14 protein-coding genes and 7 pseudogenes are annotated in these 15,683 nt (G+C 58.9%); 13 read left to right on the forward strand and 8 right to left on the reverse strand.

Going from position 1 to position 15,683, the window contains the following annotated elements:
- Positions 1–94: 94 nt before the first annotated feature.
- Positions 95–2,413 carry a PAS domain S-box protein gene (locus tag N2600_RS27895; protein ID WP_260298993.1) on the reverse strand — a complete coding sequence of 773 codons (2,319 nt, stop codon included), beginning with the start codon at positions 2,411–2,413 and terminating at the stop codon, positions 95–97.
- Positions 2,414–2,704: 291 nt separating this feature from the next.
- On the opposite strand from N2600_RS27895, the gene N2600_RS27900 reads away from it, so the two are divergent.
- The 7 genes and pseudogenes from N2600_RS27900 to N2600_RS27935 all read left to right on the forward strand — a co-directional run bounded on the left by N2600_RS27900 (position 2,705) and on the right by N2600_RS27935 (position 7,441).
- Positions 2,705–3,457: an SDR family NAD(P)-dependent oxidoreductase gene (locus tag N2600_RS27900; protein WP_222282230.1), complete on the forward strand. Its 753-nt coding sequence runs from the start codon at positions 2,705–2,707 to the stop codon at positions 3,455–3,457.
- 329 nt (positions 3,458–3,786) lie between these two features.
- Positions 3,787–3,987: pseudogene (locus N2600_RS27910) on the forward strand (SMC-Scp complex subunit ScpB); the annotation flags it as partial.
- 90 nt (positions 3,988–4,077) lie between these two features.
- Positions 4,078–5,026, forward strand: a protein-coding gene (locus tag N2600_RS27915; protein WP_260298995.1) for an IS630 family transposase whose coding sequence is annotated in 2 segments (ribosomal slippage) — positions 4,078–4,419 and positions 4,421–5,026 — 948 coding nt in all. Because the reading frame shifts where the segments join, the coding sequence is not laid out codon by codon here.
- Between the two features lie 283 nt (positions 5,027–5,309).
- On the forward strand, positions 5,310–5,924 hold the full coding sequence (locus tag N2600_RS27920) for a methyl-accepting chemotaxis protein (protein WP_445944947.1): 615 nt from the start codon (positions 5,310–5,312) through the stop codon (positions 5,922–5,924).
- 240 nt (positions 5,925–6,164) lie between these two features.
- Positions 6,165–6,635, forward strand: coding sequence for a DUF1515 domain-containing protein (locus N2600_RS27925; RefSeq protein ID WP_260298996.1), 471 nt, complete (start codon positions 6,165–6,167; stop codon positions 6,633–6,635).
- A 459-nt stretch (positions 6,636–7,094) separates the two neighbouring features.
- Complete coding sequence (locus N2600_RS27930) at positions 7,095–7,247, forward strand: hypothetical protein (RefSeq protein ID WP_260298997.1); 153 nt, start codon at positions 7,095–7,097, stop codon at positions 7,245–7,247.
- Positions 7,248–7,264: 17 nt separating this feature from the next.
- On the forward strand, positions 7,265–7,441 hold the full coding sequence (locus N2600_RS27935) for a DUF2934 domain-containing protein (RefSeq protein WP_222282133.1): 177 nt from the start codon (positions 7,265–7,267) through the stop codon (positions 7,439–7,441).
- A gap of 38 nt (positions 7,442–7,479) precedes the next feature.
- Here N2600_RS27935 and N2600_RS27940 read toward each other — a convergent pair.
- From N2600_RS27940 to N2600_RS27955, 4 genes and pseudogenes are all read right to left on the reverse strand, one after another.
- Positions 7,480–7,845, reverse strand: a pseudogene (locus N2600_RS27940) (thermonuclease family protein).
- A 16-nt stretch (positions 7,846–7,861) separates the two neighbouring features.
- Positions 7,862–8,632, reverse strand: coding sequence for an SOS response-associated peptidase (locus N2600_RS27945; protein ID WP_260299464.1), 771 nt, complete (start codon positions 8,630–8,632; stop codon positions 7,862–7,864).
- 321 nt (positions 8,633–8,953) lie between these two features.
- Positions 8,954–9,274 carry a hypothetical protein gene (locus tag N2600_RS27950; RefSeq protein WP_222282134.1) on the reverse strand — a complete coding sequence of 107 codons (321 nt, stop codon included), beginning with the start codon at positions 9,272–9,274 and terminating at the stop codon, positions 8,954–8,956.
- Positions 9,275–9,276: 2 nt separating this feature from the next.
- On the reverse strand, positions 9,277–9,477 hold the full coding sequence (locus N2600_RS27955) for a hypothetical protein (protein WP_222282135.1): 201 nt from the start codon (positions 9,475–9,477) through the stop codon (positions 9,277–9,279).
- A gap of 133 nt (positions 9,478–9,610) precedes the next feature.
- Between N2600_RS27955 and N2600_RS27960 the strand changes: the two are divergent.
- Positions 9,611–10,165 (forward strand): annotated as a pseudogene (locus N2600_RS27960) (ATP-dependent DNA ligase); the annotation flags it as partial.
- A gap of 1,208 nt (positions 10,166–11,373) precedes the next feature.
- Here the strand turns inward: N2600_RS27960 and N2600_RS27965 are convergent.
- Together N2600_RS27965 and N2600_RS27970 are read right to left on the reverse strand one after the other, a co-directional pair.
- Positions 11,374–11,674: pseudogene (locus N2600_RS27965) on the reverse strand (acetylxylan esterase); the annotation flags it as partial.
- An 88-nt stretch (positions 11,675–11,762) separates the two neighbouring features.
- The gene (locus tag N2600_RS27970) at positions 11,763–12,383 is read right to left on the reverse strand and encodes an NAD(P)H-dependent oxidoreductase (RefSeq protein ID WP_222282136.1); all 621 of its coding nucleotides are present in this window, start codon (positions 12,381–12,383) and stop codon (positions 11,763–11,765) included.
- A 93-nt stretch (positions 12,384–12,476) separates the two neighbouring features.
- Here N2600_RS27970 and N2600_RS27975 point away from each other — a divergent pair, with 93 nt between their 5' ends.
- The 3 genes and pseudogenes from N2600_RS27975 to N2600_RS34525 all read left to right on the forward strand — a co-directional run bounded on the left by N2600_RS27975 (position 12,477) and on the right by N2600_RS34525 (position 13,574).
- Complete coding sequence (locus tag N2600_RS27975; RefSeq protein WP_222282137.1) at positions 12,477–13,142, forward strand: TetR/AcrR family transcriptional regulator; 666 nt, start codon at positions 12,477–12,479, stop codon at positions 13,140–13,142.
- Positions 13,143–13,151: 9 nt separating this feature from the next.
- Positions 13,152–13,334, forward strand: a pseudogene (locus N2600_RS34520) (isochorismatase family protein); the annotation flags it as partial.
- The gene (locus tag N2600_RS34525; RefSeq protein WP_311319309.1) at positions 13,323–13,574 is read left to right on the forward strand and encodes a twin-arginine translocation signal domain-containing protein; all 252 of its coding nucleotides are present in this window, start codon (positions 13,323–13,325) and stop codon (positions 13,572–13,574) included. The pseudogene N2600_RS34520 and the gene N2600_RS34525, both read left to right, overlap by 12 nt.
- Before the next feature lie 22 nt (positions 13,575–13,596).
- Here the strand turns inward: N2600_RS34525 and N2600_RS27985 are convergent.
- Positions 13,597–13,838, reverse strand: a pseudogene (locus N2600_RS27985) (integrase core domain-containing protein); the annotation flags it as partial.
- Positions 13,839–14,560: 722 nt separating this feature from the next.
- On the opposite strand from N2600_RS27985, the gene N2600_RS27990 reads away from it, so the two are divergent.
- The gene (locus N2600_RS27990) at positions 14,561–14,869 is read left to right on the forward strand and encodes a type II toxin-antitoxin system RelB/DinJ family antitoxin (protein WP_130728018.1); all 309 of its coding nucleotides are present in this window, start codon (positions 14,561–14,563) and stop codon (positions 14,867–14,869) included.
- Positions 14,866–15,168: pseudogene (locus N2600_RS27995) on the forward strand (type II toxin-antitoxin system RelE/ParE family toxin). Before N2600_RS27990 ends, N2600_RS27995 begins: the two are co-directional and overlap by 4 nt.
- Positions 15,169–15,683: the final 515 nt, after the last annotated feature.

A 15,683-nucleotide genomic window follows, 5' to 3' on the forward strand; every position in this document is an offset into this window, starting at 1 on the left:
ATACGCGATCTCACAAGCTCTCATCCGAACTTGCTCGTGTCCGCCGCTAAAGCTGGGATCCATCTCTCCTACACGAGCTTCGAGCCTCGCCCGGCTATTCTTCAGGAGTTGCGGATCGCTCTTGCAAGGACGGTGGAGGCGGCAGGGTAAAGCTGAACGTGCTTCCAATGCCCTTCTCAGTCGTAACCCAGATATGGCCGCCGTGCGCCTCGATGATGGACCGACAGATGGAGAGACCCATGCCTATGCCAGTCGACTTGGTGGTGAAGAACGCCTCGAACGCCCGATCGGCTGTATCGGGATCGAGCCCGATGCCGTTGTCCGACACGCTCACCTGGGTAAGCCCGTCGCTAGACCGTTTAGTGGCGACATGGAGCACCCTCCCGTCTTCCAGCGGCGTCATCGCTTCCGCGCCGTTCATGACCAGGTTGATAAGGACCTGCTGGAGCTGGATGCGATCGCCAGTGACCGCGTCGGCGGCGTTGTCATGAACGGTCTCGACAACGACGCCTCGCTGACGAAGTTCGCTCTTCGTCGACTGCAGAACTTCCTCTATTACGCCCCGGACGTTCAACGGCTCGAACTTCGGGCGAGAATTTCTCGCCAGCGCGAGTATTCCGCTCAGAACCTCTCCCGCGCGATGTCCATCTCGGAGCACCCAGCCGATCGCCTGCGTCGCCTCTTCGATGTTTGGGGGCTTGCCTTCGAGCCAACTCATGGAGGCAGCCGCGTTGGTGACGATCGCCATCAGGGGCTGGTTCATCTCATGTGCGACCGAGACCGCCAGCTCGCCGATTGCAGTCAGACGGCTCATGCGCGCAAGGTCCTCCTTGGATTTGCGCAGGGCGTCTGCCGTTTCGTTTCGCTGGGTCATGTCCCGGAATACCAGGACCGCGCCCTTCATATCGCCACGAGAGTCGATGATGGGCGCGCCCGACACGTCGATTATAAGCTCCGAGCCTGCCTTTGACCGAAGTGCGTATTGGATCCCGATAAGCGGGTCGACTTCCCTTGCGAGGACTTCCGAGACTGGGTCGCCGACGAGCTCACGCGTTTCGTCGATCAACTGAAACACTTCACTGACCGGTTTCTCCGCTGCGTCTATCTGGGTCCAGCCCGTAAGCTTTTCCGCTACCGGATTGATGAACATGAGGCGACCTTTGTCGTCGGTCGATATGACCGCGTCACCAATGCTCGAAAGTGTCGCGGCGTACCGCCTCTCGCTTTCCTGGATTCTGTCCTGCGCCAGCTTTGACTCTGTTATATCTCGCACGGTCCCGACGTATTCGACCACGTTGCCCGCCGGGTCGCGTACGATGCGGGTCCGGCTTTCGACGAAGGTGATGGTCCCGTCAGATACGACGATCCGCATCTCGTTCTGCGTGTCCCCCGGCGATGACTCCGGAGAGGCGTCGGTCGGCTCGATCGCCGTCCTATCGTCCGGGTGCACGCGCTCGAGCATCGCGGCGAAGGTCGGCTGTCGTTCGTTTGGGTCCATGCCGAAGATCCGGGCGCATTCGTCGGACCACGAGAAAGAGTCCGTGCCGGACCGCCAGGACCAGCTGCCGGTCCGGCTCATCTTCTGACCTTCCGCCAGGGCGGCAGCCGTCCTGGCGATTTCCCGCTCGGCGTCCTTCAAATCTTCGACGTCGATGTTGATGCCGTACCACCGAATGACTTTGCCGTTCTCGTCGCGGATCGGAACGGTGCGAATAAGGAAAACGCGGGCCTCGCCATCCGCGCGCATCATTCGCGTCTCGACCTCTCCGGGCACTTCCTGAGAGAGGGACCGCATCCACACGTCCATGACCTTTTGCAGGTCATCGGGATGGAACACCCGCGTATAGCCGAACCCCGATGATTCTTCTTCCGTTAGGCCGAAGTAGCCTGACCATTCCCGATTCACGGCCTCGAGGGTTCCGTCTGGTCTCGTGTGCCAAGCGTGGGCGGGAAGCATGTCCCAGGATAGCCGCAGCTCTCGCTCGGCGAGCCGCGCTCGCTCGCGGGCTTGATCGAGATCCGCCTGCACCCCCGCCCTGTCGATACGTAAGGCGCCGAACCCAGCAAGCGTCTCGAAGTTCTCGCGGTATTGGTCGTCGTCCGCCCGGTGCCCGGCGATTTCAAGATTCAATATGGCAAGGAGGCGGTCGCCACAAGACAATGGCACCAAGAAGCGTGCCGCGTCCGCCGTGGCGCCTGTCGTCATCAAAACCGACTGCTGGTTTCGGCGCAATTCAGACATCGTCTCGGAGGGGACGCCGAGAGCTGAATGTTCATCCGAAGGGAAAACCACCTCGGCGCTGGCTACGCCGACCTGCTGAAGGCACGCTGCAACCAGGGCATCGGCGATCCTGTCGCGGTCCGCATCGAAGGACAGCGCTCGGAGCATTCGCAGGCCTGTCGTTGTGTCCATCGCGAAGCTCCCAAGGAGGTGCGTCCGACCGGCAGAGTAGCAGGCAGCGAGATATCGGCAAGCGGTCCACCGATTTCGTTAAAGTACGATTGCCGCGCATCAGGGATGACGTGCAAGCGGGGCCGGGCGATCGGCCCCGCAACGCCTAGGGGGTTGCCTCTCTGCCATCGCAGTCACACTAGCGGGACTTTCTAACGCAAACTCACAACCTCTTCCTGCAACTCCTTAGCCTGAGATAACGACCAGGAGTACCGTCTGGTCATCATCACGAATTTCACGTTGCCATAGGAGATGAACATGCGCCTCCAAGGAAAAATTGCCGTCGTTACGGGTGCCAACAGCGGCATCGGTCTTGCGACCGCCAAGCGATTTGCGGAGGAGGGCGCTCGTGTCTTCATGACCGGCCGGCGCAGGGAGCAGCTTGACGCCGCCGTCCGCGAAGTTGGCGGGAACGCCCGAGGCGTCCAGGGCGATATCGCAGACCTCGCTGATCTTGATCGTCTCTACGAAATCGTGAAAGCCGAAGCCGGCCATCTGGACATCGTGTTCGCCAATGCAGGGGGCGGGGAGTTCGCACCGCTCGGCGCAATAACCGAGGAGCACTACGATCGAACCTTCGACATCAACGTGAAGGGCACGCTCTTCACCGTCCAGAAGGCCTTGCCGCTCCTTAAGGACGGCGGTTCCGTGATCTTGACGGGTTCGACGGCGGCGTCGACGGGCATTCCTGCCTTCAGTGTCTACGGTGCGACGAAAGCAGCCATCCGCAGTTTCGCCCGCAACTGGATTCTTGATCTCGCACCCCGCGGCATCCGGGTGAATGTTATCGCGCCCGGTGCGACATCGACGCCTGGTTGGCATGATCTGGCGACGTCGGAGGAAATGAAGAAGGAGATGATGCGCCTGACCTTGGCGAGCATCCCCCTTGGGCGCATGGGCGACCCCCGCGAAATCGCCAACGCGGCACTCTTCCTTGCCTCCGACGAAAGCAGTTTCGTCAATGGATGCGAGCTCTTTGCGGACGGCGGATCGGCGCAGATCTAATGCGCGCCGATCTCATTTACTAACTCCTGAAAACGACCGAGGAGTTTCACTCTACACGTCCGACCGCGGTGATTTGACGGCTTTTGCCGACGCTTCCGACGTGGGTGAGCTCGTCGCCATTGCGGTCGGCGACCGCCATATTCTTGGCCATACCAGATGCATATTCGACAATATGTTCTGTCGCATTTCCGGCCACCCAAATAGTCTCTCTGCTTGAAAGTTGCATCGTGAACGAGACCGGAAGGTTTGTTCTCGGATTGACCGCGAGCTGACGGGGGGCGGCCGACGTTCCTGCTCTATGGACCGCAAACAATGGCACGACGCGCGCGATCACCGAATCCATCGTCACCGAACTCGAAGAGCTGCCGCCGGAGCTGCGCTGGCGCGAATGGATGGGGGGCGCGTCGAGGCGGTTAATCTTCTCCTCGTCGGAGCCCGTATCGCGCGAGACGCTGGCACGGCTGGTCTGGCGGAACTGCAGCATTGATCTTTTGATCGACGACATCTGTGCCGAGCTGTGCGATCGTCCCTAGAGCGGTTCATCGCTTCTCGGAATCGCTAGATTCTCGAATCAGCAAATATGTGATTCCTGATGGGTACTGGAAAGGAGGCCAGTATCCATGACACGACCATATTTCAATGATCTTCGTGAAAGAGTTGTCGCTGCAGTTGCGGCCGGTCAGAGCTGCCGGGTGGTGGCGGATCGGTTCGATATAGCTGTTTCCTCTGTGGTGAAGTGGTCGCAGCGTTATCGAACGACGGGCAGCGTTACGCCTGGGAAGATGGGCGGCCATCGCCGGCGGGTGCTGGAGCCGCATCGTGCCTTCATCATCGAGCGGATTGAGCAGACCTCGCATCTGACGCTGCATCGTCTGAAGGACGAACTGGCGGCGCACGGCGTGACAGTCTCCCACAACGCCATCTGGCAGTTCATGCGTCGCGAAGGCTTCAGCTTTAAAAAGAACACTATTCGCCCTTGAGCAAGGCCGTGCCGATATCGCCCGGCACCGCAGGCGCTGGAAAGCCTGGCAAAGCCGTTTCGACCCGAGTCGTTTGGTCTTTATCGACGAAACTTGGATCAGAACCAACATGACGCCGTTGCGGGGCTGGGGGCCAAAGGGCAAAAGGCTGCACGGCTTTGCCCCGCATGGCCGCTGGCGAACGCTGACCTTCCTCGGCGCGCTCCGCTGCGATCGGCTAACCGCGCCCTGCGTCTTCGACGGTCTAATCAACGGCGAGTGCTTCCGCGCCTATGTGAGCCAGCAACTGATTCCGACCCTCAAATCCGGCGACATTGTCATCGCCGACAATCTCGGTTCTCACAAATCCAAAGCAATCCAGGATGCCATCAAGGCGGTCGGGGCAAGGCTGTGGTTCCTGCCGAAATACTCGCCCGACCTCAATCCGATCGAACAGACATTCGCCAAAATCAAGCATTGGATGCGCGAAGCTCAAAAGCGAACCAGCGAGGATACATGGCGCCATCTCGGGCACCTCGTCGAAACCATCAAACCAGACGAATGCGAAAACTACTTCCGCAATGCAGGATACGCTTCAGTCAAAACATGAACCGCTCTAGGAGCTCGTCTCGATTGCCGGCGGCTGGGATCACCGGACTCGCACATCCTTCGCCAACGCGATCCGTACCGTGACGGGCGTCGAGCAGCAGGGACCAATCTGTCGCAGGCCGACCTGCAGTTATGTCGATCGTCGCCGATCACCAGCCGATCACGCGCGGGGAATATCGAAGATCACCAGCTGGAAGTCAGCCGGGACACGATCGCGCACCTCCGCTCTCGGTTTGGTTTCCTCCGGTCCGGGCAGCCTGCAGCCGGGCGGGCCCTACACGCTGGTGACGACCAAGGCCTTCCTGTCGCATCGGTCTCGAGAGCTTGCGCGATCTACCGGGTTTCAACGCGCATCGAGGTGCCGGCTGCTCAGCGAGGGCACCTTCTTTGCCAAAGAAATTGGGAAAGGCTTTGCGGTCGTCGCCCAGGAGGTACGCGAACTTGCGCAGCGTTCTGCTCGCGCTGCCAAGGACATCAAGGATCTCATTACGCGCTCTGGCAGCGAAGTGCAGACCGGCGTGAGACTTGTGACTGCCACAGGCGAAGCACTGAGCCTGATTCAAGGTCAGGTAACAAAGATCAGCGAACACGTTCAGTCGATCGCCACTGCAGCAAAAGAGCAGACGATCGGTCTCTCGGAGGTCAATACGGCAGTCAATCAGATGGATCAGGTCACCCAACAGAATGCGGCGATGGTCGAGGAAGCCACCGCAAGCACCGACCGACTGGCAGAAGAAGTCGTTTCTCTTTCCCGCTTGATTTCGCGGTTCAAGGTGCAGGCAGACGGGCGCCCTGCCATTTCGCTTGCCGGAACTGTCAGCCGTCAGCCGACCTCGCCCTCTCCAGCGCGTGCGCTGCGTGAGACGCTCGCAAACGCGGTGCGCGCCAAGGCCGTCTGACCATGAAGAGCACCAGGAGAGTGTTCGTTGCTTCCGGTCGGCCCGCCGCTTCCACTGCCAGCATTCCTGCAGGGCGAGACCCGTTTAGCCATATGCCAGCGCTAGATGGCATCCGAGGTATTCGATCGACTCAAGGCAGAGCAGAACTGCGGAACCTGAACTGGCGCCGGCCGAAGCGCTGCGCCTAGTCTTCCTCGGCATACTTTTGTCTTGTGAGGTGAGATGTCATGTAGCCCCTGTTTGCTGTTTGCGTTCCGCCTGCGGGCAATTATCTTCGCCTCTTATATGCTGCCATCGAACGAGCTCCTCTTTGGTGCGGGCAAAACCAATCTTTTGCCGGGCTACTTGTTGCCAAGGCGGAACACACCGGAGGATGTCAGCGACGAGAAGGACAACGCTCACGAAAGCCGATCGGTGATCCATCGGCGCTTGGACAAGCAAGCGAGGCAGATCCATCTGCTCGACATGACCGTAACCGTCAGCAGCAACGTCGATAGCCAGATCCGAGAGGAAATCAAAACCCTCAAGGAAACCGTCGACAAGAATCATGATGTGGTTGCCGCCACTCTCGAGGAGTGGAAAAAGATGAAAACCCTCGGCTACGGCATCTCAGGGCTGATCGCATTTGCCGGCCTCACCATCGGCGGGATTGTCGCCTATATGAGCGATGGAGCCGTGCTGTGGGTGAGGCACTGGCTGAAGATCAATTGAGTATCATCCGGAAAAGAGCCCCGCCAAAGGCGAGGCTAGTTGGGGGAAGTTAGCCGCGCGGTGACTGACGTGGCATCATGTTCCGCGCAGCCGATCCTCGTACTCTAAGCTTCCGCGTTTGTTCCCCCCGGGCAGAGAATTGGCTTGCACCGAGCGTTCTGAGGCTTTGAGCTATCTCTGGAATGGCGCGATCAACCGCTACTTCACGCAGGGTTGCGCCCTCTTCGGTGCAAACGGATATTCCGAGCGGGATCCTTGCAATTCTAGATAAAGCGTTCATCACTTCCGAAAGCCAACTTGCCTGCTACGATAAAGTTCCAAAAATATATAATAAGTATTTCTCTTGGATTGTCGCCTGATGGTTTGACTTCCCTGCATTTATGGCGCGCTGTGTCTCAAGTATTACGGCTGAGTAGACGTCTTAATACAAGCCTGCTGCCTGATGATGAGGATGATGAGATGTTGACTACCTACGCACGTCGCTTCCAGTCGGAAAAAATAATTCGCGCCGTCTGCGACTACCCTCTCAAATCCTTTGCGATCAAAATAGCGGTTTTGGCAGGAATGGCAGTCTCGGTAGCCATAGTCATTCATATGTTTATCGGCGCCTAAGACCAGGAGACACGACGATGCAATTCAATGACGAAGAGCAGCTTCGCCGTCGCGCGTACGCGATTTGGGAACGTCAAGGTTGTCCCGAGGGGAAGGACGCCGAGATCTGGGATCTGGCCGTGAAGGAGATGAACGGCCAACAACCGCCGCAATCTCGGAATGTGCCTTCTCGCACACAACAGGGCCAACCTTAGATACATAGAGGATAGCGGCCAAATGATCGGTACTGCGATCAGGCGCACCAGTCGTTTCGCCGCTTCGGGCTCCAAGTCCTGGCGTGGCCTTCCCGAAGAAGTGTCTTTCCGATTTCTTCACCATTCGATGTTGATTAGCGGCCGGTGAGTAGGTGTCTTGTCCACCGCGCCGCTGAACACAACGCGCAAACCTTTTCAGCCAAAAGGTCTTTCAGCCTTCCCTTGGCGATCAGCGCCAGTTTCCGTTCCTTCATGCACTTCGCGTGTGATCCGATCTCCGGCGTATCGATGCCCGAGACGAACGGAACACCTTCTCCCAGCAGTCGCATATTCTGCCCGTCGCATTTCACCGTGTCGCCGTCGACGACGGTAAGAGACGCGCAGATAATCAGTCCAGCTATCATTGAGTTCGATCGACCTTTAAAGCAGCGTTGTTTGCGCCGGCTCCCCGCCCGTGTCGATGATGCTCGAGCCATAGGCCTCGCGCGATATCACCATGATTGCGTCGTTCGGCAGCGGGCGGGCGAGCGCCTTTGCCTCGTCCCAAGGGGCGCGCATCCACACGTCGACTTCCTCTTGCGTCAGCAGCAAGACCGGCATCGCCTTTCCATGGATCGGCTTGACGACGTCGTTCGGATCGGTCGTCAAGAAGGCGTAGAGGTCGTCTGTGGTCAGGCCATCTTTGACTTTCCGGACGCTTTGCCACTGCGGAACGTGCACGCCCGCGAAGAACATCAGTGGTTTGCTTTCGTCGCGGGCGAACCAAGCGTTCGGCGTATTGCCACCCTCTTCCTTGCTGGCAGGGTCAGGCTCGGCAAAACTGGTTACTGGCACGATGCAACGGCTCTGCACACCGAACCATTTCTTCCAGTGGGGAACATTGAGGTTCCGGATGTTGGTAACGCCCTTGTCCGGCTCCATCCGGATGAGCATGTCCATGTCGACGGGCTTGCCCTTCTGCCGCAATTTCTCCGCACGGGCGTCAGCCGCCTGCTTGATCACGAAAAACGGCGACGGCAGCCCCCATCTCGCATGAGCAAGCTGCTTGCGGCCGTCAGCAGTGTTGCGGAGAATTGGCCCCGCCTGGTCAGGGTTCATCTGGTAGGCCGGCATCAAGTTGATCAAACTCTCAACGTCTTGCGCCCACTTGTTGACCCAATCCTTCGCGTCCATGCGATAGAGATTGCACACATCGCCCTCCCTCGGCGTCCACGTACCTTTTCGGCTGACTTCGTCCGTGTCGATAAATTGACCGTTCCACCGATCCCTGAATTGCTGCGCAGCTTCGCGGCTGCTGAAGCAAAAGACAAGATATTCATCCCATTCGATCGAAGCAAAATAGGACTTCGAAGTTTGGTCAAGCGCAAGCGCAGAGGTGAGAACGTCACCCCTTCCCGGGGGGTGTAAGCAGAATCGTCGCTCTGATAGTTGCCCCACCAAATTATGACATGGTGCGGCAGGTGGCTGTCGAGCCGCCAGCGCGCAAGCGGATTCTCGCGTTGATCTGCCATCTTATAAAACCCCGTCTTCCCATATCGGCTTTTTGACCGTGGTAAACCTGACCAGGCGGCGCACTGGAAGCTTGCCGAATTCGGAGCCCCAGATTTGAAGCACTTTTAGGCTCATGTAGTCTCCTCGGTCGCAACGCTCGCAGCGGAAGCGACATGCCAGGCGGTCGAGGCCGACGTTAGTCGTCAGCTTCAGCAGGTCGCTCGGAAAAAAGCGATAAGTCGTTCTGCAGAATTGGCATGTGACCTCCAGCAACTGACCCGCCTCGGCTGCGTCGCGCAGACTCCACCCACGCAACTTCTTGGCATTGTTCATTTCCGGCATTGTCAGTCTCGATCGTAGCTCGGCCGCCAGCCGCGTGCCATGCCGAGGCTCATGGCGCCTTCCGTCAATGCAAGCTGCCGTCGGAGGTGGCGAATATCCTCCAGCGGGGTATCTATTGCTGCGTGGGTATCGCCCCTGTGGTAGGCAATCACCTTGTCACGCTCATCGTCTTCCACGGCTTCGCCGATCGGCTGCTCTCGCATATCCGTGCTCCATGCTTCAGTTTTCAGATTGGCGGCCGCCGCGCCGATGTTCTTATTATGTTCACGTGCCCGATGGAGTCAATAATCAATCTGGGTCAATTGCTTTTTGAGACGTTGCTGATGGGATGGAGGCATGACAAAGCCGCCGAAACCAAAGCCGCTCCTTCAGGATGCTGACAAGCCGGTTCGATCCCGGCCGCGCACGCCGCGAAATCCCGCGCAGCCGAACCTTCCCCTCGACCCAATGCCCGATCGAATAGAGCCCCGCCTCGCTCTCCTGAAGCCGAAGCCGCCCAAAGGCCCACAATGGGCGTTCGAGGTGAAGTGGGACGGATACCGCCTGGCAGTCCACATCGCGCCGTCTAAAGTGCGCATCCTGACGCGCGGCGGTCACGACTGGACCTATCGCTTCCCAGCAATCGCCGCCGAAGCAAGGCGCCTTCCGGTGGCCACAGCCATTCTGGACGGCGAAGCGGTTGTGTTCGACGCGCATGGCCGGTCGGACTTTGGCAGGCTTCAGCAATCGCTCGGCGGCCGCAGTGGCAAGAGGATGTCTCGTGAGGCGGTCCTGATGGCGTTCGACCTCCTCTATTTCGACGGCCGTGACCTTACGGGAACCGAGCTCACGGCCCGGCGCCATCTCCTCGAGGGCTTGGTAACCTGTGGCGGCGAGGAAGCCATCCGGCTACGCGCGTGATACGGCGTGATACAAAATCAAAACTATGGATGTGGGGAACGGCCGCCAGCGTCAGGGTAGCTTCACCATTGGGCATTAAACACGCCAGGCGGCCTCCCAATGCAATCTCGCGGGAACTCAAAGCGCTGATACCAAACGTGCTCTGATCGATACGCGCCTTCTGTTTCGAACTCCAGGCCCCGGGGGTCCGCAACCAGCAACCCGCCGCGTTGAAGAGATTTAAGAAGATGGTCGCCACCCAGTTCAGGTGTGCCGAACCTTCGAAGAACGCGCTTTTAGAGCGTTGATGAGTTCAGCGACCAATCGATTGAAGTCGCCTCGGTAACGGCCCTTTCAAACGCCCCGCGATTCCTTCGCATTCTTCTGCGGAGAGGGAACGGAGGTTCGATCTGATTGCGCTGTAGTCGGACGTTCCGTCCGATGGAGCGGTTGATGACGAAGCACTCCGCTTTTCCGTCATCAAGCACGGTCTCTCGAGCTGCGAGTGGCATATCCATTAAAGCCTCCTTGCATCGTTTCTCGCGCGACGTTCAGGTGTAAATCGGTGTCAGTCCGCAGGGCCGCGAGGGCGTCGACTTCAACGTCCGGCTTGATCCCGTGGCCCTCGAAAGGCCGCATATCCGGGAAGAACTGGCGTTTGGCTCCGACAGTGAACAAAATGTCGGGGTGCGGGCGTTCGACATACGGCTGTCCGCTACTCCCGGCCGTCATTTCTCCAATGATCGTGGCTCGCTAGGTCACAGCAAAAGGCATAATGAAGTCCTCGGTGGCGGACTTCCAGCCGAGATCGACGAGGATCGCGAGCCCGGGATAGGGCTCCTCACACGGTCGCTTCAAACCGGTCGACCACGTTACCGTCGTCCGCGGTGTTTGTCCGATCGGGAACTGGCCTTCGTGACGCCAAATGCTTCGGTGAGCTCTAGTCCCGTGCGGCTGGGGGAAGAATCGATCCAACCCGGATAGGGCCGATCCATCAAGGCTTCGATGAGGGCTTTTGGGGTGTCGCCACCGCCGTTTCCGCGAACATCTATGATCAGATATCTTTTTTTCCAAACCTCCGAACCAATGAGACCGCTTCCCCTTCAAACGAGGGGTCGTCAAAAGCGGGGATGCGGATCAACGCGTGATCCTCGAACTCGGCAGCTGTCACGTTGATTTGCATTCCGCACGAGAGAGGTTGACGGCGAACCTCGAAGCTAACCGTGTCCCACGACGAGGCCGCGCCGCACCTCTCCCTGACGTGGCAGGATGAGCCAGCCACCGATCCTGAATGAACCGGTCGAGATATAGACGAGATCAAGCACATGCCTGTCGGGATGGGCGATCTTGCTCCGCCGCAGCACCGGCTGCGGATCGACCGCCAGCGCCTTGAGATACCGTGGCCTTCCAGAAATCATCGAAGCCGGCAGGCGCCTCGGGCGGCTCGACCGCGAGAAGTTCTTCGAGCTGCATTCCGTAGGTCGGATCGAAATCGAAGGGATGTGTCGTCGGAATACTCATCCAAGCTTGTCTCGTTAAAAAGCCGGCGGCGCAAGACTCTGCCCGCGCCAGCCAGCAAAACCGCGCCGTCGGATCTCGCGCTACATCGTTACGCCGCGTCGGCCGCCTTGCGCTGCCGGGAGGCATCAAAAAGCCTACTGCCGATGACGCGCGCAGCCTCCAGATGAGCGGTAGCAAGGTCCGGTCCGGCTTCGAACAGCACCTCGGATGTCACGACGCGGGCGCCGCAATAGTCGAAGATCCCGTGATCGACCTGCGTCTTCATCGCGCCGAAATAGCCGTGCCGCGTATAGGTCCCCGCATCGGCGCCGCCGAGGCCGACCAGATGCACCGGCAGGCGGCCAAGCAGTTTCACCAGCCCGGCATCCGCGCGATCGTCGTAAGCCCAGCCATTCGTGAACACCCGGTCGACCCATCCCTTGAGCAGCCCCGGCATCGACCACCAGTAGACGGGATAGACGAGCACCAGCGCATCGGCGCGGTCGATCCTTGCCTGCTCGGCGGCAACGTCGGCGGGCAGCACCCCTTTCCTCAGATGCAGAGCGATATCGGCCGCGGTGAACCGGGGATCGAAGCCCTCGGCCGCGAGATAGGCAAACTCGACGGAATGACCGGTATCGGACAGTGTGACACCTTCGGCAAGATGGGCGGCGACGCCGTGGGTGAGCGACTGGGGATCGGGATGCGCGACGACGATGAGCGCGTGCATGCAGAAAACTCCTGTTGAATGATTGCGGACGGAAGTCGCGGGCTGTATACCTTTGGTAAGCTACTTTCAGTAAGTTACTTTTGGTATATAGTGATGTCAAGCGCCGAAGGTCAGCCGACCAATCCGCAACCGCGCCGCCGCCTGTCGCGGCAGGATCGGCATCGCCAGTTGCTCGACGTCGCTTGGCAAATCGCCCGTGACGAAGGAACGGAAGCGCTGACCCTCGGTCGGCTTTCCGAGTTGGCGGGCGTAACGAAACCCGTGGTCTATGATCATTTCGAAACCCGCCCCGGCCTGCTCGCAGCGCTCTACCGCGAATTCGACGCCCGCCAGACGGCTGTGATGGACGCAGCCCTTGCGGCAAGCCAGCCGTCGCTCGCCGACCGGGCCACAGTCATCGCCACCTCCTATGTCGACTGCGTGCTTCTTCAGGGCCGCGAAATCCCCGGTGTGATCGCAGCACTTGCCGGCTCGCCGGAACTCGAAAGGATCAAGCGCGAATACGAAGCGGCCTTCATCGAGAAATGCCGCATTGCCCTTTCGCCCTTCGCCGGCGCCGGCACGATCGCTGCAGCCGGCCTCTGGGCCCTGCTCGGTGCTGCCGAAGCCCTCTCCTATGCCGCTGCGTCAGGCGATATCACTGCCGTCGAGGCGAAGGACGAACTCTTCGAAACCATCGTCGCGATGGTGGCGAGAAGTATGGGCGGCGGCACGCATCCCGATCACCTGCGCAATACGACCGGCCTCGCATCGAGATGATCCGGCGGGAATACCTGTATCGAATCCACCGCCCGCTTCGCCATGGAACTCGGTTATTTCGCGACCTTGGTGAGCGACGCGACGGCCGCCTTCTCTCACCTAATGATGCATGCTGCGCACAAGCTGAACCGCCCGACCTACGCCCATGCTATTCTGACGACGGCCGAACTCATCGAAGTCTTGCCCAAGGCGTCTGCTTCAAGGAGACAATGCCATGACCATGCTCTTCAAAATGCTCACAAGTGCGGCTCGGAATCCCCGAACTGCGACCGGCGCAGGTTCCTGACCACCGCGGCGATCGGGATCGCCGCCGCGGGCGCGACCAGCCTGTTTCCGTCTATCTGGCATCGGCTGCCACGGGAGATGCGATCCGCCGTTTCGCGTCACTCCGGCACGACGACAAACAAGCCGGATTCTGCGACCGCCTGCTAATAAAAATGTAAATCGTTAGCGACTAGCTGTTTAGTCCCGGCATTTGATGGATTGGATTGATGATGAGTCGATCCGGCTCCAAAATCCATCGTTTTGCAGATGAATTCGTAGGGCGTTAGGCCCTTTAGCGTCTTGAGCCTGCGGCCGAAATGTAGGCTTCAATGAAGTCGGCCAGATGCTTTTTCAGTTGTGCGTGATCTCGTAATGGATGCGCTTGACAGTCGCTTCCTTGATCGTCCGGTTCATCCGCTCGACCTGTCCGTTGGGGATGATCTGACACAGTGCAGCGCCGTAAGAGCGGAGCTTGTCCGTGACGATATTCGTGACCTATTGGCACTGCTTATCCCCGTCGGAAATCTCATGGGGCAGGCCGTACAAGACAAACGATATCCTGAGCCAATTGACGAAAAGACTTTCAAGCGGACTTCCAGTCTTTCCTCCGAGCGAACGCTGCCATCGGAAGCGAGCTTGAGGTCCAAGGGCACGTCGCGGGCGGCAGAGTCGATCTCACGTTTCGAGGCATCAGGATCGAGCTCAAATCTGAGCGCTACAAGCGCCTTCTGCCGGATTGCAAACAGTTCGCTGAGCAAGCAGCGAGTTACGCCGTCGGAGGTGGCCGTCGCGTCGCATTGTTGTGCGTGCTGGATTCGAGCGTCAAGTCGCAAGCTCCGTTCCCGGTAACCGACGACTTGACATTTATTAGTGTCGACACTGGGATGGTCCCTGTCTACGTCGTCAGTTGCTTGCTTCAGGGAGGCCTTCCCAGACCCAGCGATTTGTCCCCATGATTAGCAATGGCTACACGAGCAGCGCCCAGTTCCATAAATGAGCTTTACGCCGCACACAACAGATTTAAATTGCGCTCGTCGCTTCAGATACATTCAAGAGCAACCAGAGGAACGAGAACGGGCGAAGGCGGTCCTAAAAACCACTATGGCGTTTGTCATTCATTTGCATTATCATGTCGCCGAAAAGTGGAGAACGCTATGGCTGCAAATGCACTGGTACAAACTCGTATCGATGCCGAGGTTCGGGATCGTGCCTCCGAAGTGCTTGGAAATATGGGGCTGACCGTATCTGATGCGGTTCGTATCTTACTCACCCGAACGGCCAACGAAGGTGCGCTGCCGCTGGAGCTTCTTTCAGGCAGCGAGGCCCATGACGCTTGGTTTCGCACCAAGGTACTTGAAGCGCTGAACGATATTCGACCGGACGTATCAGATGATGAAGTCGAGGCGCATTTCGCTGAACGTCGAGCGGCAGCCCGCCTTAACGCGGGTGCGCGCAAGTCGTGAAGCTTACCTGGTCTGCGTTCGCGTTATCGGATCGCGATGCCTTTTTCACATACATAGAAGCAGAAAATCCGTGAGCCGCCATACTGGTCGACGAGCGGATCGTTGCTGCCGTCCGTCGGTTAGTAGATTTTCCTGCGAGCGGTCGTGTTGGCAGAATTGCCGGCACCCGCGAACTGGTGATTAACGGCACGCCGTACGTCGCGGCATATGCAATTTCCGAAACAGCGGTTCGTATTCTTCGCATCCTCCATGGCGCGCAGGAATGGGCAGACACTTTGCCAAAGCGCGAGGCCTTGTAATCGTGCTGAGTATCAACGGGTCGGTGGTTCGAATCTTTTCAAGGCGAGACATAGGCCGCCCGCAGGCAAATTTTTTTGGCTAGCCAGGGAGCAACAACAGCGGCGATGAGCGGAGCACTGGAACCGCAGTCGGTGATCTGCTCCGACGCCGTCCAGGGGTACCAGAAACTGGCTGAGGCGACAGGCAGCGCCCACCACGTCTTCATTCCGAAAAAACCGACTCCAGAGGAGAAGGCAGTAGGCCTACCAATCGGTCGCGAAGGAGCTTTGGGACTCGGCCGGATCAACTCCTGGCACGAGTTGATGGAGACACGCTTCAATCGAACGCATCGAGGCGTGTCGACCGCTCGCCTCCCCAGCTACCTCACTATGTTAGTCAGCATTCACGGGGAACGACTTCAACCAGAAGGCGCGATGAAACGCGTTATGGAGCGCCTTGTCGCTCCAAAGCAAAGATCGTCACCAACACCTATATGGAATTGAGCCTAAAGTCTTGCCGCGACCATCAGCAACTC

Source organism: Rhizobium sp. WSM1274 (genome assembly GCF_025200775.1).
Lineage (GTDB): Bacteria > Pseudomonadota > Alphaproteobacteria > Rhizobiales > Rhizobiaceae > Rhizobium > Rhizobium leguminosarum_I.

Bases quoted from the DNA above. Each gene is read 5' to 3' on its own strand.
- N2600_RS27930 (WP_260298997.1), top strand. From the start codon at position 7,095: ATGTTGACTACCTACGCACGTCGCTTCCAGTCGGAAAAAATAATTCGC.
- N2600_RS27975 (WP_222282137.1), top strand. From the start codon at position 12,477: ATGTCAAGCGCCGAAGGTCAGCCGACCAATCCGCAACCGCGCCGCCGC.
- N2600_RS27895 (WP_260298993.1), bottom strand. From the start codon at position 2,413: ATGGACACAACGACAGGCCTGCGAATGCTCCGAGCGCTGTCCTTCGAT.
- N2600_RS27935 (WP_222282133.1), top strand. From the start codon at position 7,265: ATGCAATTCAATGACGAAGAGCAGCTTCGCCGTCGCGCGTACGCGATT.
- N2600_RS27990 (WP_130728018.1), top strand. From the start codon at position 14,561: ATGGCTGCAAATGCACTGGTACAAACTCGTATCGATGCCGAGGTTCGG.
- N2600_RS27950 (WP_222282134.1), bottom strand. From the start codon at position 9,274: ATGCCGGAAATGAACAATGCCAAGAAGTTGCGTGGGTGGAGTCTGCGC.
- N2600_RS27955 (WP_222282135.1), bottom strand. From the start codon at position 9,477: ATGCGAGAGCAGCCGATCGGCGAAGCCGTGGAAGACGATGAGCGTGAC.
- N2600_RS27900 (WP_222282230.1), top strand. From the start codon at position 2,705: ATGAACATGCGCCTCCAAGGAAAAATTGCCGTCGTTACGGGTGCCAAC.
- N2600_RS27970 (WP_222282136.1), bottom strand. From the start codon at position 12,383: ATGCACGCGCTCATCGTCGTCGCGCATCCCGATCCCCAGTCGCTCACC.